This window comes from Emticicia sp. BO119 (assembly GCF_013912375.1).
Taxonomy (GTDB): Bacteria; Bacteroidota; Bacteroidia; order Cytophagales; family Spirosomataceae; genus Emticicia.
This window is the reverse complement of sequence record NZ_JACETV010000007.1, coordinates 226,924-252,174: the sequence shown is the minus strand read 5'-3', so window position 1 is coordinate 252,174 and position 25,251 is coordinate 226,924. Positions and strand designations below refer to the sequence as shown.

The 25,251-nt window shown below is 38.0% G+C and carries 15 protein-coding genes; 4 read left to right on the top strand and 11 right to left on the bottom strand.

Translation table 11 applies throughout. The features are described from left to right. Nucleotides 1–27: 27 nt before the first annotated feature. The 3 genes from H1R81_RS21485 to H1R81_RS21475 form a co-directional block, all read right to left on the bottom strand. Nucleotides 28–2,661 carry an ABC transporter permease gene (locus H1R81_RS21485; protein WP_181842801.1) on the bottom strand — a complete coding sequence of 878 codons (2,634 nt, stop codon included), beginning with the start codon at nt 2,659–2,661 and terminating at the stop codon, nt 28–30. A gap of 65 nt (nt 2,662–2,726) precedes the next feature. Next, the gene (locus H1R81_RS21480) at nt 2,727–5,423 is read right to left on the bottom strand and encodes an ABC transporter permease (protein ID WP_181842800.1); all 2,697 of its coding nucleotides are present in this window, start codon (nt 5,421–5,423) and stop codon (nt 2,727–2,729) included. Beyond that, on the bottom strand, nt 5,420–5,758 hold the full coding sequence (locus tag H1R81_RS21475; RefSeq protein WP_181842799.1) for a PadR family transcriptional regulator: 339 nt from the start codon (nt 5,756–5,758) through the stop codon (nt 5,420–5,422). The genes H1R81_RS21480 and H1R81_RS21475 overlap by 4 nt, the downstream gene beginning before the upstream one ends. A gap of 256 nt (nt 5,759–6,014) precedes the next feature. On the opposite strand from H1R81_RS21475, the gene H1R81_RS21470 reads away from it, so the two are divergent. Together H1R81_RS21470 and H1R81_RS21465 are read left to right on the top strand one after the other, a co-directional pair. Then, entirely contained in the window at nt 6,015–6,497 is a 483-nt protein-coding gene (locus H1R81_RS21470) for a GyrI-like domain-containing protein (RefSeq protein WP_181842798.1), read from the top strand. 190 nt (nt 6,498–6,687) lie between these two features. Next, on the top strand, nt 6,688–13,479 hold the full coding sequence (locus tag H1R81_RS21465) for a PKD domain-containing protein (RefSeq protein ID WP_181842797.1): 6,792 nt from the start codon (nt 6,688–6,690) through the stop codon (nt 13,477–13,479). Nucleotides 13,480–13,500: 21 nt separating this feature from the next. On the opposite strand, the gene H1R81_RS21460 is transcribed toward H1R81_RS21465, so the two are convergent. From H1R81_RS21460 to H1R81_RS21450, 3 genes are all read right to left on the bottom strand, one after another. Beyond that, nucleotides 13,501–13,851 (bottom strand): hypothetical protein, encoded by a 351-nt coding sequence (locus H1R81_RS21460; RefSeq protein WP_181842796.1) that lies wholly within the window; start codon nt 13,849–13,851, stop codon nt 13,501–13,503. Nucleotides 13,852–13,946: 95 nt separating this feature from the next. Continuing rightward, a complete protein-coding gene (locus H1R81_RS21455) occupies nt 13,947–14,879 on the bottom strand; it encodes an AraC family transcriptional regulator (protein WP_181842795.1) in 933 nt (310 codons plus the stop codon). Between the two features lie 73 nt (nt 14,880–14,952). Next, nucleotides 14,953–15,717 (bottom strand): methyltransferase domain-containing protein, encoded by a 765-nt coding sequence (locus H1R81_RS21450; RefSeq protein WP_181842794.1) that lies wholly within the window; start codon nt 15,715–15,717, stop codon nt 14,953–14,955. A gap of 289 nt (nt 15,718–16,006) precedes the next feature. Here H1R81_RS21450 and H1R81_RS21445 point away from each other — a divergent pair, with 289 nt between their 5' ends. Beyond that, nucleotides 16,007–19,771: a CheR family methyltransferase gene (locus H1R81_RS21445; RefSeq protein WP_220275280.1), complete on the top strand. Its 3,765-nt coding sequence runs from the start codon at nt 16,007–16,009 to the stop codon at nt 19,769–19,771. 287 nt (nt 19,772–20,058) lie between these two features. Here H1R81_RS21445 and H1R81_RS21440 read toward each other — a convergent pair whose 3' ends face one another. Both H1R81_RS21440 and H1R81_RS21435 read right to left on the bottom strand, forming a co-directional pair. Next, nucleotides 20,059–20,343 (bottom strand): osmoprotectant transporter permease, encoded by a 285-nt coding sequence (locus tag H1R81_RS21440; protein WP_181842792.1) that lies wholly within the window; start codon nt 20,341–20,343, stop codon nt 20,059–20,061. Between the two features lie 221 nt (nt 20,344–20,564). Beyond that, a complete protein-coding gene (locus H1R81_RS21435; protein WP_181842791.1) occupies nt 20,565–21,683 on the bottom strand; it encodes a hypothetical protein in 1,119 nt (372 codons plus the stop codon). Between the two features lie 282 nt (nt 21,684–21,965). On the opposite strand from H1R81_RS21435, the gene H1R81_RS21430 reads away from it, so the two are divergent. Continuing rightward, on the top strand, nt 21,966–22,373 hold the full coding sequence (locus tag H1R81_RS21430; protein WP_181842790.1) for a hypothetical protein: 408 nt from the start codon (nt 21,966–21,968) through the stop codon (nt 22,371–22,373). 67 nt (nt 22,374–22,440) lie between these two features. Here H1R81_RS21430 and H1R81_RS21425 read toward each other — a convergent pair whose 3' ends face one another. The 3 genes from H1R81_RS21425 to H1R81_RS21415 form a co-directional block, all read right to left on the bottom strand. After that, nucleotides 22,441–22,968, bottom strand: a complete 528-nt coding sequence (locus H1R81_RS21425) for a ferritin-like domain-containing protein (RefSeq protein WP_181842789.1) — start codon at nt 22,966–22,968, stop codon at nt 22,441–22,443. A 121-nt stretch (nt 22,969–23,089) separates the two neighbouring features. Next, complete coding sequence (locus H1R81_RS21420) at nt 23,090–23,938, bottom strand: CPBP family intramembrane glutamic endopeptidase (protein WP_181842788.1); 849 nt, start codon at nt 23,936–23,938, stop codon at nt 23,090–23,092. Between the two features lie 59 nt (nt 23,939–23,997). Next, on the bottom strand, nt 23,998–25,134 hold the full coding sequence (locus H1R81_RS21415) for a DUF4932 domain-containing protein (protein ID WP_181842787.1): 1,137 nt from the start codon (nt 25,132–25,134) through the stop codon (nt 23,998–24,000). Nucleotides 25,135–25,251 lie beyond the last annotated feature (117 nt).

Genomic DNA, 25,251 nt, shown 5'->3' with positions numbered 1-25,251 from the left:
GGCAGAGGGAGAAAAGTTTCCCTCTGCTTATTCATTTTTAAGTGACTTCACCGGGTTCATCATAGCTGCACGTATTGACTGAAAACTTACTGTAAACAGAGCAATAGCGATAGCCAATAAACCGGCTCCTATAAATATCCAGGCACTGATTTCTATCCGATAAGGATAATTCTTTAACCACTCGCTGATCGCATAAAAGGCAACTGGAAAAGCAATGATAAAAGAGAAAAGTACCAACCTGATAAAATCTAAAGAGAGCAGTTGTACAATACTTGAAGCCGATGCGCCCAAAGTTTTACGTACGCCAATCTCTTTTGTCCTGCGTTCGGCAGCAAGGGTAGCCAGACCAAAAAGACCAATGCATGAGATAAAAATGGTCATGATAGCGCCAAATAGCATAATCTGTCTCCACTTAGCTTCCGACTCATAGTTTTTCCGGTTCTCTTCTTCCAAAAACCTGAACATATAAGGGTGTATCGGAAACATCTTTTTAAAGGTCTTTTCGATATATGCCAGACTTGCCGTTTCGGTCCTTGGTTTGATTTTTATCAACAGGTTGCCAAAGTTATTGCCGGGTTTCATCGAAAATAGCTGTGGGCCAATCTCTTCGTTCAGTGGTGCATAGTTATAATCTTTTACCACCCCAATAACCTTGTATTTCTCATTATTGTAGAAGAAATTAACTTCTTCGCCGATTGGATTTTTCCACCCGGCTTGTTTTACAAAAGTTTCATTCACTAATACTGCCTGTGTAGAATCTGTTGAGAAAGATGCCGAGAAATTTCGGCCTTTCACAACAGGTATTTTCATCATAGGTAAATAATTTGTGTCTATTGATTCGTAAGCAAAATGAAATTCGGTATCACCATTTATTTTTGCAAGTCTCCCGCCTGAGCCTCCATTTTTAGGTGCAACCACCCGGATATTCGGGTTTTTCAACAATTCATCTCTTACTACATTTACCTCACTATTTTTCAGATTTCGCTTAGCTACCATTATTACATCCTGATAATCATACCCTAAATCTTTGTTTATCAGATAGTCAAACTGAGAATAAATAGTAATGGTGGCAATAATCAACAAAGAAGCCAATGCAAACTGAAAAACTACTAATGATTTTTGCAGATAGTTTTTTCCGGCCAATGTAAAACGATTGTAGAGCGTTTTGATGGGCTGATATCCCGACAATACCAATGCCGGATAAAATCCGGAAAGAAATCCTGTTATTACAAAAAGAGAAATTAACAATATCAACAAAGAGGCGTCGAATAAATAAGTTATGTCAAGTACTTTATTCGAAAATTGACTGAATGTCGGTAATATCAATATTACTAATAGTATCGCCAAAATAAATGATATGAAGCAAAATAGGTAAGATTCACCCAAGAACTGCATAATTAGGTTTTTTCTTGCTCCTCCCACCACTTTTCGGATACCAATTTCTTTGGCTCTTGCCAAAGAACGGGCAATAGTAAGATTAACACTATTGATACAGGCAATTGCAAGTAAAAACAAGGCAATACCCGAAAGTATATAAGAGTAAATAGGATTGCTGGCATCTTTAAGCCCATTATTCACCGGAAAATCTTTACTCAAGTGCATATCGGTAAAAGGCTGTAAAGCATACAGCACCTGATTCTTATTATCATATTTTTCTCTCGCTATACTGATTGCTTCTTTAGCTTCTATCTGATATACCCTGTTTATTTTTGCTTCTACTCTGGACACTGATGAAGCATGCGGAGAAAGCAATACAAAGGTGTTCATAAAAGAAGCCAACCAGTTTTCCTTATTGCTTAACTCTTCGTTTTTTACAACCATAGGCAACAAGACCTCGAATTTAACAGAAGAATTTTGCGGGCTTTTTTGAGCAATACCAGTAATGACATAGGGCTCAAACTGACCATTTGTTTTAAAATCCATTGTTTTACCCAAAACCTCAATTGAACCAAATTGCTTAATCGCCATATCTTCCGAAATCACCACAGACTTAGGCTCTTCTAAAGCTTTAGCCGGATTACCTCTTAACAAGGGAAAAGTAAAGAATGAAAAGAAGTTTTTATCTGTTAAAAAGACTTCCTGACTTACAATCTCATCTCCTTGCTTCAGGTCTTTCCTATTGGGTTGAAATCGCAAAAATGACGATACTTCCGGTACACCTTTATTAAAACTTGGGCCTTCTAAATAGCCTGTATGGTCTGAGCCATTTTCAACCTGACCATCAGGCTTTATATCTTTCCTTACGATTCTGAAAATCTGATTACTGTTTGTGTGATACTGGTCATAGCTTACTTCGTCTTTGGTATAAAGCATAATCAGCATAGCGGCAGCTAAGCCAATACTTAAACCCAGAATATTAATTCCCGAGTATGCCTTGTTATGGGCAATAGTCCGAAAGGCAATTTTAAAATAGTTTCGTAACATAGCTGGATGAAGGATTGATGGTTGATAATAGCTTTCTTTTCTTTTTCGTCTTCTCACAAAAGGAGGCAGTACAGTCAGCAGGTTTAAGCTATATCGTATATCTGCCCAAAACTCCCCATATTTTTTACACCAATAGGCATAAAACTCCTCCAGATCACCCTCCACCTCCTCCAAAGTATCTTCGGGGTGAAAACGGGTGAGCAAGTATTTTGCCCATTTGGGTGGAGTGTTTTTCATGTTTTTTGCTTAGGGCATGGAGCAGAGGGAGCTTATATGCTATGCCCTTTGCTCCATGCCCACGCTTATTCGTTCTTAAGTGACTTCACTGGGTTCACCAATGCTGCTCTTACTGATTGAAAACTCACAGTAAACAAAGCAATAGCTATAGCCAATACAGCCGCCCCAATAAATAGCCAGGCATTAATCTCAACGCGATACGGGTAATTCATTAACCATTGACTGATGGCGTAATAAGCCGCCGGAAAAGCAAATACAAACGAAAAGGCTACTAATTTCAGGAAGTCGGAAGATAGTAACTGAACAATACTACTGACTGATGCCCCCAATACTTTGCGGATACCAATTTCTTTCATACGACGCTCTGCCGAAAGAGTCACTAAGCCAAACAAGCCAATACAAGAAATGAAAATGGTGAGAACAGCCCCAAAAAACATAATTTGTTTCCATTTTGCCTCTGATTCGTATGTTTTCTGGTTTTGCTCTTTTATGAATCCGTAGGCATAAGGAGTGAAAGGAAATAACTCTTTAAAGGTCTCTTCAATATGTGCCAGGCTGGTGGTTTCTGTACCGGGTTTTATCTTAATGTACATTCGGCCGTATGGATTTTTCGGCTTCATTGTAAATAATTGCGGGCCGATTTCCCGGTTTAAATCTCTGAAATGATAATCTTTCACCACCCCTACTACCTGATACTTATCATTTTCATTATACCAGAAATCAACTATTTGACCTAAGGGGTTTTTCCAGCCTGCCTTTTTCACAAAACTTTCATTGACCAATACTGCTTTGGTGGAGTCAGAAGGGAAAGCAGACGAAAAGTTGCGGCCTTTTATAATCGGGATTTTCAGTAAAGACAGGAAGTTGCCATCCACTGTTTCATAATTAAAGTCTATTTCGGTTTCGCCATTTACTCTTGCGCCATCTCCCCAATTACCTCCGTTTTTCGGAGCAACCATCACAATATTTGGGCTCTGCATCAAGGCTTCTTTCCAGACCTGTACTTCTGCTCGACTCAGATTTGACTTATTGATACTGATAACATTGGCATCATCATATCCTAAGTCTTTATTTAAGAGGTAGTTAAACTGAGAATAGATAGTCATGGTTCCGATAATCAGAAACGAAGCAATGGAAAACTGTAATATTACCAGACCTTTTTGTAGGTAATTCTTACCCGATAAATTGAAACGATTATAGAGTGTTTTAACCGGACTATAGTTAGATAAAACCAATGCCGGATAAAACCCGGCTAATAAGCCTGTGGCAAGTAATAGCGCAATATAAGCAGCAATCAGCTCGAAATCGAACAGATATGATAGGGCTAATGCCTTATTGGAGAGTTGATTGAAAGTAGGTAAAACTAACTGAACCAATAGCAAGGCCATTACAAAAGCGATGAAACAAAGTAGGTAAGATTCTCCTAAAAACTGCAGGATCAATTGCTTTCTTCCACCACCTACTACTTTTCTTACGCCTATCTCTTTGGCTCGCTTGAGCGAACGTGCTACAGTAAGGTTAACAAAGTTGATGCATGCAATCAGCAGGATAAAAACAGCTATACCTGATAGTATATACGAAAACATCGGATTGCTTCTGTCTTTTAACCCATTATCCGCCGGACGTTCCTTGCTCAGGTGCATATCGGTAAACTGCTGTATCTTGTATGTCCTTGTATTATGGAAGTCATATTTCGTAGCCATCTCCTTAATCGTTTCTCCTGCATCCGCCATGTAAACCTTATTCATTTTGTTTTCAACAGCCTTAATATTAGCATTGGGAGCGAGCACCACAAAGGTATTCAGGAAGGCACTGAACCATTTCTGCTTGTTTTGATAGATCTCCTTTTCTACCACGAGGGGTATCAGTGCTTCAAACTTGATTGAAGAATTTTCGGGACATTTTTTTGTCACACCTGTAACTATATGAGGAACAAAATCTTCTCCGTTTCCATGTGTATTTTTCAGCTGAATACTTTTACCCAATACATCAGTAGTGCCAAAGTGCCGCTCGGCCAATTCTTCTGAAATGACAATTGATTGTGGATTTTTCAATGCTGTGGCAGGGTTTCCGCTTAACATTGGAAAAGAAAAAACAGAGAAAAAATTAGAATCAGCATCAAACATAAACTGGCTGACGATATTGTTATTTTCTTTAATGTCAGTCTGAATCTGACGGAAGCGCACAAACTCCTTTATTTCGGGTACACTTGCTGAAAAGATAGGTCCTTGCAAAAATCCGGTATTGCCAACGTGTTCTTCCAGTATTCCCTTTGCAGTAAAAGAGTCATAGCCTACCCGATAAATATTCGGATTATTAGTATGAAACTGGTCATAGCTCACCTCATCTTTAGTATAAAGCATAATTAGCATGGCAGCCGCCAGCCCAATGCTTAGGCCCAAAACATTGATACCCGAATAGACCTTGTTGTGGGCTATAGTCCGAAAAGCAATTTTGAAATAGTTTTGTAACATAGCTCGGTGCAGGATTGAAGGTTTATAATAGCTTTTTCTTTTTGTTCTTCTACGTACAAAAGGTGGTAAAACCGATAGTACATTCACTAAGTATAATAGATTAGCCCGGAATTTTCCTGAGTGCTGAATCCTGTCAGCATACAACTCTGCTAAATCTCCTGTTACTTCTTCGAGGGTTTCTTCCGGATGAAACCACAATAACAACTTATGTATCCATTGAGGGGGTGAGCTGCCACCCGGCAAATCTTTGTTGATTGAATCTATATCATCTAAACCGGGCTTTTTCATAATCCGCTTAAACGAAGTGTATGAGGTGGTATCATTTGCCAGAGTCCCTGGCGCAATTCATTAACTTCCTGTAAGGTTCTGCTACCCAAAGCTGTTACTTTAAACAGGCGTTTCCGGCGCCCGCCTCTTTCGGTAGTAGCCCCCCCTAACTCTGAGCTTACAAAACCCTTCTCTTCTAACCTTATCAGGGTATTGTGTACGGTACCAAAGGCAACCACACGCCCTGTATGCTCTTCTAAGGCCTGATTGACTGATACACCATAAGCTTCCTTATCTAAAATGGCTACCATGAGTAAGACCATCTCTTCAAATTCGCCCAAATTTGCTCTATGCATAGGTTTAGATGATTAGTTTCTATTTTGTCGTACAAATATAATGCCATATGGCAAAAACGGCCTTGGAGGACATTCCAAGGCCGTTTTCTCTAAAAGTGTCCGTCCGCAAGCGGACAGATTTTGTCCGCTTGCGGACGGACGTTCTTGGATTTTATATAAAGAAAAAATAGTAATTGTCCAATAAATGCAGTCTTCCACGATTTTTACATTCAAGAGAAAATGGTTTTATTTGTTTAATAAATCCGACGAAGTCTTTATGCTACAACCAAGAATTGAAACACTACAAGAGAAAAAACTTATAGGCAAGCGGCTGAAGATGTCTTTTGCTGATAACAAGACTGGGGAATTATGGAGAAGTTTTATGCTAAATCGCAAAGCGATAATAAATACTGCAAGCATAGACCTCTATTCTTTACAACTATATGCACTTGACTTTTTTAATCCTTTCAACCCTCATGCTGCTTTTGAAAAATGGGCTGCCGTTGAGGTGGCTGATTTTGATCATATTCCTGATGGAATGGAGGCTTTTACGCTGAATAGTGGCTTATATGCTGTTTTTCTACATAAAGGGTCAAGTACTGATAACAGCACGTTCCAGTATATATTCAGCACATGGTTACCAAATTCGGAATATGTGCTTGACGACCGACCGCATTTTGAATTGTTGGGAGATAAATACAAAAACGCTGACGCTGATTCGGAAGAAGAGATATGGGTGCCGATAGTGCGAAAAAGTTAGATATTTTTTACAACTATGTAAAATATGTTTAAATTCGCCTTTAATATTTGTTGTCTGAAAAGTAAAATAATGGTGACTAAAATTAATTTTTGACTGAGTTTTATCTTGAATTTTCTGTAAATGCTGGCAGACTTTCTTAAGGTGTTGGAAAAAGATTTCAGTCAGAATCTTCCTATTAATACATAACTCTATGAAAAAGAATTTATTCATTTTGCTGCTGACGTTATTATGCAATATTTTATGTGCCCAGTCTTATACGCTTACTCGTGGACTACCTGTGGCAGAAATATCAGGCACAGGTACTGCCATCACTGGTTTAGGTTATAATAATTCTGTTGGCCCATTTAATATTGGCTTTAGTTTCCCTTTTTTCGAAAACAACTATACCCAATTCTATCTGGCCGCTAACGGACATATTTCTTTTGGGAATAATAATGCTAATCTGGTAAATTCTATTCCATCCGTTTCGACACCAAATAATATTCTTGCTTTTGCAGCTATTAGCTGGGATGGTGCACAAGGAACTCCTTCGCTCAACTATTTTACTACCGGTGTAGCCCCGAACAGAGTATTAGTTGTTAATTTCAAAAATGTTAAGCATTCCTTTAGCAATGAGCCGGGATCTTTGCAAATTCAATTATATGAAACCAGTGGCAAAATAGAAATACATTATAGCTCATTTACTACAAGCCCCTATTCGAGAGCAACTATCGGGATAGAAAACAATACAGGGAATGTCGGTGTGACCAATAAAGATTTGAATAATAAATCTGACTTAGCCCTCAACAATGAAGCTATCCGCTTTGAAAGATTTATCCCCTGTAGCAATACTGTTTCTGTTACAACCTCTTCACACCTTTTATGTCATGGTTCATCAACAATAACAGCTAATGTTTTTCCTGCTGCCACTGATACTTACCAGTGGTATAAAAATTCTGTTGCTATTACAGGAGCTACGAATAGTACCTATGAAGCAACCAGTTTAGGGACTTATTTTGTGCGGGTTACAGGACAAAATAACTGTATCGTTCAAAGTGATGCTATCGAAATTGTTTCTTCTGTTGCCCCTACACTCAATGTTAATTCCGCTTATGTATGTAATGCCATTGCTGTTAACACAGGTTTAGCAGGTAGCTATACTTACCGATGGTTAAAGGATAATACCATCATTGGGGGGCAAACTTCTGCTTCTATTATCCCTCAGGCATCCGGCACCTATAAAGCTGAGGTAATTTCAGGAAACTGCTCAGAATCCAGCAATAGTATCAATGTCTCTTCTAACAGAGTGGAAACTCAAAATGTGAATACTACCCTTTGTAATACTATCAATCTGAGTGCAAACCTTTCCAGCCAGCCACAAGGCAGAACATACCTTTGGACTGGCCCCAACAATTTTAGTAGTACAATAAGCAATCCGTTTATTACTAATGCTACAGCAGCCAATGCCGGTGTTTATACAGTTACGGTCAATTTTGGCTGTGGTGATATACAAACTGCTACTACTAATGTAACGGTGAGTCCTAATACTATTTCTCTGAATAAATCTTTTTCGGCCAAAATATGTGGTACAACAAACTTTAATCTCAACACCAGTTCTTCTTCTCCTGCTACCTATTCATGGCAGGGGCCGAATAGTTTCAGTAGTACTGAGCGTAATGCAACCATTAATAATACTGCGTCTACAAGTGCCGGTATCTATACAGTAACCGTCAATTTTGGCTGTGGTGATATACAAACCGCTACTACCAACCTGACTGTTAATCCTAATTACTTATTTATTAGTCCCTCTTTTTCGGCTAATCTATGCAGCACAGCCAATTTGTATCTTGATGCAGACCATACAAGTTCCCGTACTTTTTCATGGACAGGCCCTAATGGTTTTAGTAGTTCTTCAGGTGGCGTAACTATTAATAATGTTCCTGCGGCAGCAGCCGGAATTTATACAGTTACAGTCAATTTTGGCTGTGGAGACTCAAGGACTGCCACTACTAATCTGACTGTTACCCCTACCAGTTTATCTTTAAATCCCTCGTATTCATTAAGCTATTGCAATACGGTTAATATTTTTCCTGAGGCTACCTATACTCAATCACGTACTTACTTGTGGAGTGGTCCTAATGGATTCACTAGCACAACCAATAACCTCGCCATCACTAATGCTACAGCGGCCCATGCCGGTATCTATACGGTTACCGTTAATTTTGGCTGTGGTGACAGCAAAACTGCTACTACCAATATAACCGTTAGCCCCAATAATTTATCGGTTAATCCTTCTTTCTTGGCTACTCTTTGCAATACTGCAAGATTATATGTTAGTGCTGATTATACCAATAACCGTACTTTTTCATGGGCAGGCCCAAATGGTTTTAGTAGTTCTTCGAGTAGTCCGGATATTAATAATGTTACTGCAGCGGCAGCTGGAATTTACACTGCCACAGTAAATTTCGGCTGTGGAGATATACAAACTGTGACTACTAATCTTGCCATTAATACCAATAACATTTCAATAAATTCTTCTTTTTCGACTAATCTTTGCGGTACTGCTAATTTATATATCGATAATAGCCCAACATCTTCCATGACATACCTCTGGACAGGGCCTAATGGTTTCAGCAGTACAGCCAGGAATGCGAGTGTCACGAATGTTACTTCTGCCAATGCCGGAATCTATACGGTTACTGTTAATTTTGGGTGTGGAGATATTCAAACCGCTACTACAAGTCTTACTGTTTCTTCTAATACACTCACAGTAAATCCGGCTTTTGTCGGGAGTAATTGTTCGACAGTAAATTTAACAGCTAATGCCAATTCTACACCTACTGTTTCTTATTTATGGACAGGACCAAATAATTTTACCAGTACACAATTAAGCCCGAGCATTACAAACGCCACTACGGCAAGCGCCGGAATTTATACGATTACGGTTAATTTTGGGTGTGGGGATATTAAAACGACTACCACCAATCTTACAATCAATGCTAATGTCTTAACTGCCACTACATTGAGCCCTATCACTATTTGTGGTACCACTAATTTATATGCTGTTGCCAGTATTGGTCCTCCAAGCACTTTTTCATGGGCAGGGCCTAATGGTTTTAGCAGTGCATTACAGAATCCTACCATTAATAATACAACCATCAATAATGCCGGAGTTTATACTGTTACGGCTAATTTCGGCTGTAATGATATTAAAACAGCCACCATTAACCTGACGGTTAATCCGAATACCATCACCTTAAGCCCTTCTTTTTCAACAAACCTTTGTGGTCTGGTAAGCTTAGGCGCTACTACTACACCAACTTCCTCCCGAACTTATTCATGGGTTGGGCCAAATGGCTTTAATAGTACTTTAAATGCTACTTTTATTTATAATGTTACAAATGCTGACATCGGTATTTATACACTTACTGTTAATTTCGGGTGCGGAGATATACAGTCAGCTACCACTCATTTATCTGTTAATCCTAACACGTTGTCTATTAACCCATCATTTTCAGTGAATCATTGTGGGTCAACAAGTCTGTCTGTCAGCACCAGTTATACCTCTTCAACAACCTATGCCTGGGCAGGCCCCAATGGTTTCAGTAGTACTTTGAGTAATCCATCTATCAATAATGCCGATAGTGGAGATGCGGGCATTTATACGGTTACTGTCAATTTTGGTTGTGGAGATATTCAAACCGCCACTACTAATTTAACACTTACCACCAATAATATATGGCTTGAGTCCGCGGCTTCTGTCAATATCTGTAAAACAATAAACTTATACGCTACAAGTACTTATACCTCTGAAAGAACTTATTTATGGACAGGACCAAATGGTTTCAGCAGTACTGCATTTAGCCCTTCTATTACAAATGTTACCGAAGCCAATGAAGGCTTTTATACATTAACAGTTAATTTTGGATGCGGGCAACTTAAGACTGCAACTAAATATGTAACTGTAAATCCAAATTCAGTAACATTAACCTCTAATTACTCAGCAAGGCTTTGTAGCGGTGTTAGTTTCAATGTCTATACAAATGCAAATGCGACTTATGCCTGGACAGGGCCAAATAACTTTACAAGTGCCGTAAGCAACCCGTATATTCCGAGTGTTACCAATGCGCATGCGGGTATATATACAGTAACCATTAATTTTGGGTGTGGCGATGTGCAGACGGCAACTACCCAATTGACCGTCAGTTCTAATACTTTAACTCTCAATTCGCCTATAACCACTAATTTATGTGGCTATTTAAGTGGATACGCCATTGCTTCTGAAACACCTACCAGATCGTTCAGGTGGACAGGCCCAAATGGTTTTACTAGTAATTCAGGCAGTCTATTAATTAATAACGTGACAAATGCGAATGCCGGAGTTTATTCGGTAACTGTCAACTTTGGTTGTGGTGAAATCCTTACGGCTACCACTTATGTAAATATTACAGCTAATACTACAGGCATAAATCCGTCTGTTTCAGCTTATGCTTGTGGTAATATCAATTTAAGTAGCTATGCAACTTATACCTCTGCCCGCGCCTATTCATGGACAGGGCCTAATGGTTTTAGCAGTTCACAAAGTGAACCTGTTATTCCGACAGCCACTGAGGCTAAAGCCGGGATTTATACATTAACTGTCAATTTTGGATGTGGTGATATTAAAACAGAAACTACACAAGTGACAATTAAGCCAAATGTAGTGTCCCCTAATCCTACTATTTCGGCAAGTCTTTGTGGAACAGCCAGTTTGAGTGCTTATACCAGTAATAATAATGCATCTTATGTATGGTCAGGCCCTAATGGTTTCATTAGTACATCCTACAACCCTATTATCAACGATGTCAGCAATACCCATGCAGGTATTTATACCGTGACTGTCAATTTTGGATGTGGTGATATTAAAACATCTACTACGAGACTAACTGTCAATCCCATCACGTTAAGTGTCTCACATAACGCTGCTTCATACAGTTGCCCTGGTAGAGAGGTAGAGTTTAATGTAGCATGGTATTCACCAAGGAATTTAACAGCTTCTTATACATGGACCGGCCCCAATGGATTTACAAGTACTAAACAGAATCCGGCTTTTGCTCTTACAGAAAATTCAGCAGGTACTTATACAGTTACAGCCAATTTTGGCAGCTGCGGTATCTCTACTGCTACTACTACCATTGATATGTATCCACCTTTATTTACTGCAAGTAGCCCTGATCTTTTTCCCAATAAGGTGCTTTGTGAAAGTAATTCAGTAAATTTATTTACACTATTAAATGGCTCTTCTACTGAAACAATTGCAGGTACAACTATAACTAACTATACATGGAATGGGCCAGATAATTTTGTAAGCCATGAAAGAAATCCGACTATCAATAATCTGACAACTGCCAAAGCAGGTTTTTATACTGTAACTGTCAATTTAGCTAATGGTTGCAAAGGTGTTTATACATCTCAGATAGGCATTAATGTGACTAAAAACCCTGAATTAACTACTGCTTATTCCGCTGCTTTTACATGTGCAGGTAGTCCTGCCATACTCCTGTATAATACAAACCCCTTAGGAAACACTTCCGTCAGTTATTTATGGACTGGTCCTGATGGGTTCTCCAGCACTGAACCCCGACCTACTGTGCCAAATCTTGGTTCGGGTGGGCTTTATACTTTAACTGCTACTTTTACAGGTGGCTGCGCAGGAACTTATACTTCTGTAGTTCCCATTTTCAATATCCGAAAGCCCATAGTTCAATTAGATTCTATTAAGACCGCTTGCCTTGGGCAGGATCTTACACTCTCTCCCAATAATGCAGCGAGCAATAGTAATCTTAAATACGTCTGGACTGGTCCTAATCATTTCAGAAATGAATCGAGCTATGCATTAGTTTCCTATTCTACCACTGCAGATATGGCAGGGATTTATACCCTCACAATAACCGATTTAAATGGCGAATGCCAGGAACCCTTTGTGGCGACTCAGCGAATAGTACTTAATGATTGTACTTCGGAATGTACTTTAACTGCTTCCAGCAGTAGTTCTTCTTATTATATTTGTCCTGGTGGTAGCGTATTCTTAAGTTCCAGGTTAAGTCAGATTGGAGGTAATTATTCATTTAGCTGGACAGGCCCTAACGGATTTACCAGTACTAACCAAAATGTTACAATAACTGATTTAAGTGAATCTATGGCCGGTGTATATACCGTAACTGTTACATCAAGCTTATGCAGCGGCACACTTACAGCGACTACCTTTGTTGGTATCAATACTAATACAGCCACTCCAGTAATGAATTTCTCTGTAGGTAATAATTTATGTGAGGGAGGTGGAGCGTTATTTTTAATTCAAGCTACAAATGGCTCTATACTTTCTTATTCATTTACAGGCCCGAATAACTACGCATTTTACGGAACCCTGTCTTATGGGTTTGGGGGCGGATATGACCAGATTACTAATCTTACTACCAATATGAGTGGTATCTACACGGTTAATGCCACTTTTCAGAAGGCTTGCAGTGATAGCATTTATCAGCAAAGTGCCTCGCTTAATGTAGTCATCAATCCGCGTCCTGCTGCACCTGTTATTACGAGTAATAGTACAGCCATTGAACAAGGAGAAACAACTACCCTGACAGCCAGTGCCTGCGAAGGAAATAATACTTTAAAATGGTTTAATTCTTCTTCAGCCAATCCTTTAGTTGATAAACCTCCGGTTACTACCAGTTATTGGGCAGTCTGCCAGTCTCCTAATTGTTTGAGTGTTGGTTCTAATCGTATAAACATTACCCTTGATAGTTGCCCACAACAATTTATACTGGTAAATCCTGATCAGAACTATAACACAGGTACAGTTTTAAAAAGAGCAAAAACAGACAATGGAAATATCACCGCTACCAACTTTGTCACAGGCAATGCCAATGTTACCTATCAGGCAAAAAGTATTTTACTGAACGCAGGATTCAAAGCCGATAATGGAACAGTATTTAGAGCTGAAGTCGGAGGATGCAACTAATCAAATGGTTTTCAGGTAGCCTTATTTTTTCAAAGGATGGCCAAGATAAATCATCAATAAAGGCATTAATAAAAATGGGATTTCTATCAAAGCTGTTTTGAGATTACCTGTTTTTAATGATAAAGCCATAATCAGGACAATCAGCATGGCATTCAGGACATTGCCTATGAAAAAAGTTTGAGGAAAAAGTACCAAAGCCCCAACCGCCAGACTAAGAATACTAATGCCAATAATAACAGATTTGCTAATGCCGAGGGCATTGACCATTTCGTTGGTTTCTGATTTCATGGAAAGTCCGTCCCAACCATGTTTAAAGCTCAAGAAGGCTGTAATCAGGATAAGTACGCCGCTAATGATTTTTAAGAGTGTCATGTTGTCAATTTTATTAAATTTTCGATTAGGCAAAGGTCATACAGAAAATCATCTTACTGTTTACGAACATCAATCTATTATTTGCAAGAATCAAATCAGGTTCGAAATCCTAAAGGTGTAACAGAGGTTTGTTTTTTGAAAAAGTTAGAAAAATGAGCTACTTCTTCAAAGCCCAATGAGTAGGCAATCTCCGACACATTCCAATCTGTTTGTTTAAGCAATATCTTGGCTTCTCTGATAATCCTGCCACTAATCAGGTCAGTAGTGGTTTTACCTGTATTTTCCTTTAAGACTTTATTCAAATGATTCACGTGTACAGCCAATCTGTCAGCATAATCTTTGGCAGTGCGCAGGTTCAGTTTTTGTTGCGGTGATTCAATAGGAAACTGCCGTTCTAATAATTCAATGAATAAAGACGACACCCGGGCAGAAGCATTATGACTTGTATAAAGTGCTGTAACAGGTTGAAGTTTTTGCCCGTAATGGATCAATTCCAATACATAGTTACGTATTAAATCATATTTATAGGCATAGTCAGAGGATAGTTCTTTATGCATTTTTTTGAAGATATAATTAATATCTTCTACTTCTCCTTCCGATAATTGAAAAACCGGATAGCCCCCTGATTTGAAAATCGGGAGGTCGTCCAGCACTACACCACTTTTATTCTTAATCAAAAACTCATCGGTAAATACACAAAAATGACCAGATTGGTTTGTGTCCTTCGGCACATAGTGGTAAGGAATTTTAGGAGAGGCAAACAGCAGCGCATTTTTCTCAATATCTATCACTTTATCGGCATACTCAGCCTTATTTCTACCTCTGATTAAGCTTATTTTATAATAAGCCCGCCGATTGTAAGGCATTACAGGTTTTTCCATAAATTGCTTTGTGATTTCTTCTATACTAAATACATTAAAATGCCCGATTTCCCTGCTAAAATCTTTGGGCAAAAGCGAAATCACATCGCCATCATCATTTTTGTAACTTGTCTGCTTATAAAAATCTTCAATTGAAACAATTTCCATACCCCTGTTGTAAAATTCAAATATTTTTTCAACAAAGATACGATACGAATCTATAAAAGCCGGTCGGCAGAGGTTAAAATTTTGCCTCCATAATTATTCTTTTGAATGGGTAAAATGCGGGAGATTTCGGGAATCTGCTTTTCAAACGTTCTTTATACGCAGTATTAAATTGTTCTTTCGTATCACCACTCAATCTTTCAGTATAAGGAATCAAAGCTGTGCCCGAAACCCAATCGAACAATGCATCACCATCTTTTAATACCAAGGGGTAAATTTTCTCGAAAACACTCATTTGCTTGCTGCCATTCTCAAAAAGTATCTGAGCATACCTTTCAATATCCAACACAGGTGAGTTTCGTGTCCAGTTTTGTAAGGCTGTACAAAAGGGTTCTTGTGTTGCCAAATCATCTAAAATAAGATTGGATAGATTCTGGTTCTGATTGGGTAACTGTATCACCAATTGTCCCCCTGGCTTTATCATTGAAATAATTTCTGGCATGAGTTCTTCATGATTATACACCCATTGAATGGCGGCATTTGAAAAAACCAAATCCCATTTTTCATCCAGATTTATTTGTTCTTCAATACCCCTTAACTTAAATTGTACCTGTTCATTGGCAAAGGCTTTTGAATCATTGAGCATTTCCTGCGAAGAATCAATGCCCAATACTTTTGAGCCTGGCAAGGCATCTGCTAACTTCCTTGTTAACTCACCAGTACCACAGCCTAAGTCTATCACATCAATTCCAGGTCTGATTGCAACCAGATTCAGACAATCATAAAACGGAGCAAATCTCTCTGACTTGAATTTATTATAAATATCAGGGTTCCATGCCATACTTTTATCTTTAATAATGCTTTTAATTAAAGTTAAAATTATAAAGGAAAAAGATTATCACGTAATATGATTAAATAAGAAAGATCATTTTATCAGGAAAGCTTAGCAAACTCTTTGTTGTGTGCAACTCAACCATAAGTTTTAGTCTCTCCACAATTGTAGAAATTTAAATATAAAATTAATAAAAAAATCTATAACTTTGGTTTCTCCTAAACATTGAAGTTTTAGCTGAAAATTTCAGCACATAACCTTACCCATTAGACTTGACTAACCCTTGTCCAATATCATCATGCGTAAAAAATATTCTACGCCTCTTCCGAATGCCCCACAGGATTTTACAATAGTAGGTTTGGGGGCTTCTGCAGGAGGGGTCGAGGCTTTTCAAAAATTTATTGCTTCAATACCAAAAAATTCTGGCATGGCTTACGTGCTGGTTCAACATTTACCACATGACCAACAAAGCGATTTACCAAAAATATTGGCTAAAAGTACTGAACTTCCTGTATTAGAAATAAGCACCGAGGTTGATTTTAAACCTGACCATGTTTACACTATTTCTAAAAGTAAAAGGCTTATTTCGGTTGATGGAATCTTAAAGCTGCAACCCGGTGATGATGTAAATCCGATAGCTTATTCAATTGATATTTTCTTCCATTCATTAGGAGAAGTACACCAGAATAATGTAGTTGGAGTATTACTTTCAGGTGCGGGAACAGATGGTACCTTAGGCTTACAGGCAATAAAAAAGTACGGGGGTATTACTTTTGTCCAGGACCCTGGGTCAACTGATTTTTCAGATATGCCCCAAAATGCGATTGATGCCAATACAGTTGACTTCGTGCTCCCTGCCGAAAAAATGCCTGAACAATTAATGAAACTTCAACAGGTAGTAAATAAAAATTATCCTGACGAAGACGAAAAGGCCATTCCACGTAGTTATGAAGATGTGCTAAAGCAAATTATCTTTCTTATTCGCCAACACAAAGGCATTGATTTTAGCTATTATAAAGAATCTACTTTACGCAGGCGTATCGCCCGTCGAATGGGTCTATGCCGTTGTGAAGATATTGGTGAATATCATGAATATCTGAAATCAAACAAAGAAGAACTCGAACTTTTGCTAAAAGATTTTCTGATTCCGGTAACCTCTTTCTTTCGTGACTCTAAAACTTTTCAGGCATTAACCGAGCGGGTTTTTCCTCATTTACTGGAAAGCAAACTAAGCCAGAGCACTATACGAATATGGGTGGCAGGATGTTCATCTGGCGAAGAAGCCTATTCTATTGCAATTAGTCTGCATGAGTTTCTATCACATAGAGCACCGGAAATTAAAATTCAGGTTTTTGCAACCGATATTTCAGAAAGTAATATTGCCAAAGCCCGTTCAGGTCTATATAATGCATTAGATGTACAGGCTATTCCACCACATCTATTAGAAACCTATTTTACAAAAATTGACAATAGTATATATCAAATAAATAAGTCTATCCGAAATAGTTGCGTTTTTGCCGTGCACAATTTTCTGAAAGACCCACCATTTTCGAAAATTGACTTGGTTTCGTGTCGGAATGTACTCATATATATGACCACATTTTTACAGAAAAAAGCATTAACTACTTTTCACTACGCACTCAAAGAAAAGGGCATATTGTGGTTAGGGAAATCCGAAACGGCCAATGTCGTATCAGACCTGTTTACCCTTATTAGTAATCATGATAAATTCTTTAGCCGGAAATATACAACCAGCCGCTTTACACAAGACTCTCACGATAGTATGGAAGAAACTAAAAACCATAAAAATGATACCATCCATACACCTATGATAAGTCAGACTGATTTTCAGAAGAATGCTGATGATATATTACTGAATCATTACACCCCTCCTTGTGTAATTGTCAGCGATCAGAATGATATCATTCATTTCAGAGGAGATACTTCCTTATTTTTTGTGCCATCGCCTGGCAAAGCCAGCCTGAATGTGCTTAAAATGGTGCGCAAAGAATTAGCTTTTGATTTACGTAATCTATTGCACAAGGCTCATATAGAAAAAGAAACTGTAACAAAAGAAAACATTTTAGTTAAACATGGCACCGATTCGTATTTAGTATCTGTCGAGGTTATTCCTCTACTACAATCTGTAGCATTACACTTTCTGATTGTTTTTAACAAAAGAGCTATTTTACCTACAGAGCAGGAATCATACAAAAGCGGAGGCAAAAAGGCCAAAAAAAGTTTAGCCGAATTACATATTGAGCAATTAGAGAAAGAATTAGCCCAGATTCGTCAGGACATTCTGAATATTACAGAAAGTCAGGAGGCTGCCAATGAGGAATTACAGAATGCAAATGAAGAATTATTGAGCAGCAGTGAAGAATTACAAACCCTTAACGAAGAGTTAGAGACTTCTAAAGAAGAGTTACAATCGGGTAATGAAGAACTGATTAGTATGAATCAGGAATTGATTAACCGCCAGGAACATCTCAGTCGTACGCAAGCACAATTAGAAGAACTGAATAAAAAGCTGATTATTCAGAACAGAGCATTTGAGGGGGCCCAGGTAAGTTCGAAAATGGGTAGTATGACCTGGAACTTACATACCGATGAATTTACCTACTCTGATAACCTATATCGTATTTTTGGTTATAAGTCCAAAGAGTTTATACCTACTGTAAAAAAACTGAAGAGTTTTGTACACCCTGATGACCTTCCCGAAATTGAGAAAATCAGCAAAAAACTTCTGGTCAAGAAAAAAATCAGCGAACTCTCTTTCCGGGCCTTTACCAAAGATGGCTCACTTAAATATATCAAAGGCACAGGCAGTATCCTGAACTTGGGTACAGAAAATATGTTAGTCGCCAGCTTACAGGATGTAACAGAAGATATTCTTTTGAATAGAAATCTACAACTACGTGAAGCACAGCTATCAGAGTCACAACGTATAGGAAAAATTGGAAGTTGGGAGCTCGATTTTACCACAAATACCATTCAGTGGTCGGATGAAACCTATCGTTTGTATGGCTATAAACCAGGTGAAATTATAATAGACTTCGCAACCTTTGGAAACGTTCATCAGGAAGACATTGAGAAACTGAGAGATGCCTTGGAAAAGTCAAGACAAACCGGAAAAGCTTTTGAGGCTGAATATCGCAGATACGACAAACATGGCGATATTCACTACATTTACTCAAAAGGCGATGTACGTAAAGACAAAAAAGGTATAGTTATCGGAATGCTTTGTATTAGCATTGATCTTACAGAACTAAGAGTGAAAGAACAGAAACTATTAGAAACTTATCAGCAACTCGAAAGTAAGAATATAGAATTAGAGCATAGTAATGCCGAATTGGCTTCATTCAGCTATATCGCTTCCCATGATTTAGGTGACCCTCTCTACAAAATTGAAGCATTCACAGAGCGTATCCTACTAAAGGAGGAGCTCACAGATAATGCCAGGGATTATTTCAATCGCATTATCAGGTCAACGCAAAGAATGAAGAGCTTATTGGCCGATTTATTGAATTTTTCACGTATGACAACCGATGAAGCCATCTTTGCCAAAACTGATATGAATGTTTTGTTAGAGGAAGCCAAACAAAGTTTAAGCGAAAGAATTGAAGAGAAAAAAGCTGTTATTGAGACCAATACTTTACCTACTTTACCTATCATACCCACCCAGTTTTATCAGTTATTTGCTAACCTTATCTCTAATTCAATCAAGTATAGCAAGAAAGATGTACCCCCACACATTGTGATTAAAGCATCATTGATGTCAGGTGAAGATATTAATGATGCAAGGGCTATTAATATAAAAAAATACTGGAAACTCAGCTTTATTGATAACGGTATAGGATTTGAACAACAATATGAACACAAGATATTTGAGCTTTTTCAGCGTCTGCACGGAAAGACTGAGTATTCTGGTACCGGAATAGGGCTTACCATCTGTCGTAAAGTTGTTCAGAACCACGAGGGTCTCATTGAAGCATTTGGGAAACCCGGTGTTGGAGCTACTTTTAATGTATATATACCCGAAAGAGACGGCGATACAAAGTAGATATAAGACTTATCCATATTTAAGCATTATTTATATGCCGCACTGGCAGGTATGGTCATCAGACTTTTTACTATACATATATTTCCTGCTGAATCTGAATTTTTTCTTTGGCCTAAGCTGATAGTTGCTATTGGTTATTCTGCTGCAAAAACCAATAGCAAAAATCCATTCTTGCAAGGGTTGTGGTAGGCACTTATCGTTCAGATAACCATCACCCTAAAACATCTTGTCTTAACAACCGAATATCCTTATCTGGACTAAAGCAAAAAAACAGATTAATTATCGGCTCAATTCCATTTTGCCCCAGAGCATATTATTATAATAAAGAATAGAAAAAATAGGAAAGCAGGTACTGCTAATAACCCTGCCAGAATTTTTGCTAAGGTTAGATTACCCGCGGACCTCAAAGCCAGAGTGCCTGACAATACGGCTGCAATTACTATTAACATGATAAGCCATAATCCAATATTAAAAGATGAAACTGACCCATCGGCTAAGCCTGTAAAGAAAAAACACACAGCTATTAAAGCCACAATGGCATCAATACCCCAGAAGACCCAGAATAGTATCATATCAGATAATAATTAAAATAATAAAGATATACGCCAGATAAATTTGGCAGAAATATGCCTTAAAAAATAAATTAATCTGGTCAATGACCCAATAATTGTACTGAATGGTTAAAAGAAAACCCTGAAATGTTCTTAACAAATCATTCCAGGGTATCTAAATCTAAGACACTTGTTTCATTTGATACTTTTAAGGCAAGTAGGTATGTCGCGTTTCAATTCAACTACTCTTTACAATTTCCTATTTCTTTTAGTTTTACCACCACTCTGTTAAAGCTAACCTTTACTCTCGTTCTCGTTCCGGCTTCATCACCATCGGTATCACCTACAAAAGCAAACCTTTTAACCAACTCTCCGCTTCCTTTTTCAAAAAAATCTTCAGAATGACCACTATCTATATAATTAGTATTCGTTTCTTTATCGCTAACTATACTTAGAATCCGCTTTTTTGAAGGGGCCGTGTAAATAGTAAAAACGCCAGAACCCTCTGCAGTTGACCAATCACTTTTGGTCTCTCTGGCTCGCATATAAATCTTTGCCTTAATGGTGTTATTATCGACATACACATTTACTCTTGCAGTTACGTTAGGCCCATGCCCGTCGTACTCTCTGTCGCCTCTGGTGTGTGGAGGCACAAATGTAATTACATCCGGAGAAAATGAAATTTCTTCTTCTTTGCAATCTGGTATAACAGGTTGTGTAACAGCAATAGACGATAACTGGCTATTTTTATACTCCAATACAAGCCGGCTACTGGTTTCATTAAGCATCACACCATTACTACCTAAGTTTAATACTAAATGATAATGCGATAATCTGTTAATGGCATATGTAACATCAGTTATCTGATTTGTGCTGCTTATCATATATAGTTTCAATGGCTGATTATCAAAATCATATCCCGAAATATCCACTTTATTTCTTCTATTGGGAGTCAGGTTCATATCAATAGCTGTTGGTATTACCTGGCAAATAGCAGGGTTTCGCTCCGGAACCGGCTTCTTTAGTAATTCGGCTTTAATTCTCTGCAATGCCTGTATGACTCTCGCTCCCAAAAAATCAACATTACAACGAATCTCCGACCCTGCAGCAGCTATAGTTCTTGTAGCAAGGTTCTCTACTTCTGTACGTATCGTGCTCTGGGCTTCGTCTGTCAGTTTATCGCTTAATTCCTGCAAAGTAGCCTGCCATGATTCTGACTCATGCGTTATTTCATCTATCGCATCATCTATCAAAGCAGCGGTATTATTAGTAAGGTCTTGGGCTGTATCCTGAATAGTTCGTTTCAGCCCACACCCCACTATAAAAAATACAAAAACAGAAGCGGCAATTAATTTTTTCATGACCAAGAAATTTATACTTGAAGTTTTATCAATAGCAGTTTGGTTAACAAAAATAGAGGGATTGGTTCAACCAAAATAGAGGAAAAACCCCCATTTCATAAGGTAAAAACACTACATTTCAAACTATATACTAAATATACAAAGCAAAAGACTCATTTTTCAAACTATATAAATAGTAAAGCGTAAAAGAATTAGTTTTTTGGGGAAGTATTTCCCCAAAAAACATTGGAATGTAGTTTTCTAATTCATTCCATGAAATTTATCTCTTAATCTACTTATGTTATGACACTCTACACACAAATCATCTGGCTTTTTGTACTGGCAATTCCTGTTGCTTGTGTTGCATGGACGGTTACTCACGAAGAGATTTTCAGAGAACCAAGAGAGTACTGCCAAAAACAAAGTCAGAAATCCAAAAGGTTATTCAAACGCAAATTCTTCTATATTTTTACCTGCGAGTACTGCTTTAGCTTTTATGTAAGTATTCTCTTCCTTATTATTACAGACTATCATTTGTTATTTACAGACTGGAGGGGTTACCTTATTGCGGTTTTCTCTCTGGTATGGATAGCCAATATATATATGAGTTTATTTTTTAATATCAGAATTGGCATTAAAAAAGAAGGATTAGAAGCAAAAGTAAAGGAAAAAGAGTTAGATGAAATCACCTCATCTCCTAAATCTCCTTGAAATAGCGCGGGAGAATGGTCTCAGCTCCTCTATTTGAAAAAAGGAGAGAAGCTGAGATCTGAAAGCATTAATCTAATACAGCCTCCATATAGATATAGGCATCAGCCAGATCACTCAGTTTGGTATTGGCTTGTATTTCTTCATCTAAGGTTTGCTGCAAGAGTTCTGCAACTTCCGAATACCTCAAAATATTGGCAATCGTTCTAAGAGTACCATATGAAGCAATTTCATAATGCTCTACTTTCTGAGAAGCAAAAATCAGTCCCCAGTCGCGCACAGAGCTATATTCTTCAGTCGATTCAATGATTTCACTACATTCATTTATCAAACCTATCATAGCCGTACACTTTTTGGTTTTAGCAGGCTCACCAATATTCCTGAATACTCTCTCAAGCCTGTTTATATGCTGCTGCGTTTCTGTTAAATGGATTTCAAAAACTACTTTTAGATCATCTGATGTAGCAGCTCTGGCCAATTTGGGCAATGCTTTTATGAGGTTTTTTTCTGCCCAAAGCATATCTCTTAAGCCATTTATAAATAGTTTTCTTAGTTTCGCTCCATTATGCTTAACATGCTGTGTGATGTAATTTTTCATGGCTAACTTATTTAAAAGTTAAATGGATTTAATAATCCCCATAAAAAACCCGTACCAGTAAGAGATATACGAAAATTGAGTAATTTGTGGAAAAAAGACTAATTCTTTTGAAAGGCAGTCATCATTTTTCACTTCTTAAGGTCAATAAAACTATCAAGCCTGTAATCAATAAAGCTAAATTCACAGCCATAAATAAATATTGTTCGCCTGCGCTATCGTCCATGTACTTGAAAGCATATTGCCCCCAGTTATTCAAGGCCCCATGAGCTAAACAGATAAGCCAGATACTTTTGGTTCTTAACCAGATCCAACTAATAATACTACCTGCACCAATAGTGCCAAGCGGATAGAATATTAATACCATTATTGTTGAAACACCCTGTATTTCATTTATACCTCCTGATACATACGGAATATGCCAGATGGCCCAGATAACGGCCCCAATCAGAACACCGGCTTTGACATTAAACACCTTTACTAATCTCGGCAATAACCATACTCGCCAGCCAATTTCTTCAAAAAAGGCTAAGATTGAAACGGCCATAAGCCCTACCAAAGCATTTATGAGAATCTTTCCTGTCAATCCATCAAATGTCAATACACCCCAACCCCGGCTTTGGGGTGAATGGTATTGCCCGTTTGCATCAGGAGTCAGCCATGATTGCCAGAGGATTGAGCCATTCAGATAAGCTGCTACAGGAAGCGCAAGCAGGTGAATCACCAAAGGCATTAAAAACAAGGCTATTGGCAGCCATTTGATAGAGAATTTCCCTGGGTTAATTGGTGCAACAGGTTCCCTAAACCCGTATTGCATAATCAAAACCCCAATAGCCGGAATAAGCATAGCAAAAAACCCTAAACCTATATAAGGGCTTGCATGCCCTCCGGTAAGATAGATAAAAACAGAAAGCAGAATAGCTAAAGCATAGACAATAAGGCTATATAAACCAATGGCTTTGGTGGTTTTCATAGATTGGAGAGGTTCAAATAAAGAAATGCTTTTATTTCGGTTCTGCCTTTAAGCTACCCCTATTTATTCTTCTCAATCTCTTTCATCGCTGCCAATACTGTTTTATCATAAGTTTTATACTGCCCGCTGTCATATTTCCTTAGTTCGATAAGAATAGACGGAATATACTTAAATTGCCTTTCTTCCAGATAGTACTTAAATAGATTTTCGGACCCAGCCTTATCTCCTATTTTTTCTGCAATAATAATTTCACCCGCCCTCACAAAATGCTCATACAAACTCGCTCGCCAGGTATTGTAGCCTTGATTAGCCATGGCTAATCTCATGGGTTCTAACAAATGTTCGGTATCTGTTATCATTTTCTCAGGCAACTTGTCTACACTTGGGTTTACAAACGAATGGCCGAATTCATGCACGCTTAACTCTCTCAGTCGTTGTTTATCAGTAAAGCCCATTTGTAATTGATTGACATTTAAAAACTGCTGAAAATCAAGCGCACCAAATACATTGAATATATGGGTATTCCCTCCTGAAGTATATTGTACGCCAAAGCCCATGCCTTTGGGGATGGTAAGGCTCGGTAATAAGGTATAGGTATCAAAACTCTTTTTATAGAAACCTTCCATTGTACTAATGAAATCTGTTTTGGGTAACCCTTGCTTTACTTCTTCAAGAGCCTGGTCATAGTATTTTTTTGAATCCAACAGGTATTGATTGAAGTTTATCTGTGTATAAAAGCTATTGAGCCCTCCTAAAAAGATTGTTGCATTCTCCTTTGCTTCTTTCAGGTTCTTTGTTTTGGAGAAATTGATGTAATACTGCTCCGGAATTGCTTCTGTCAGGCTTGCATTCGGGAAATCTTCTACCTGGACTAAAAGCGCAATGAGGTAATCTAACCATAGGTGGTCGGCTACTGTAAAACTATTAAGCAGGCTTTCGTTAGTAGCAAATTGCTTATACTTTTCGTAGATAAAGTAACCGTAGTTGTGCCAGTCTTTTTTAGGCATCTTTTTGCCTTTTATATCAATAGTTTTGGTTTCAATGTCTACCCCCTCAAAACCAACGAAATAAGCTAACCCTAATAGTTCAACATTCTTATTTATCTGAATTCTGAGTTTCGGATTGAGTGGAAGTTGATGAGCCCATGCAGTGTTAATAAGCCCAATGAGAAGAATGAATGCAATAGTTTTTTTCATAATTATATCTGGCTGAATAGGAAGATTTAAGCTGTGACTATAAATCCTTACAATTATACAAAAAAGCTATTGCTTAATGCAGATTTTCTGTAAATGAAAATCGCTTACAAAAGTGAT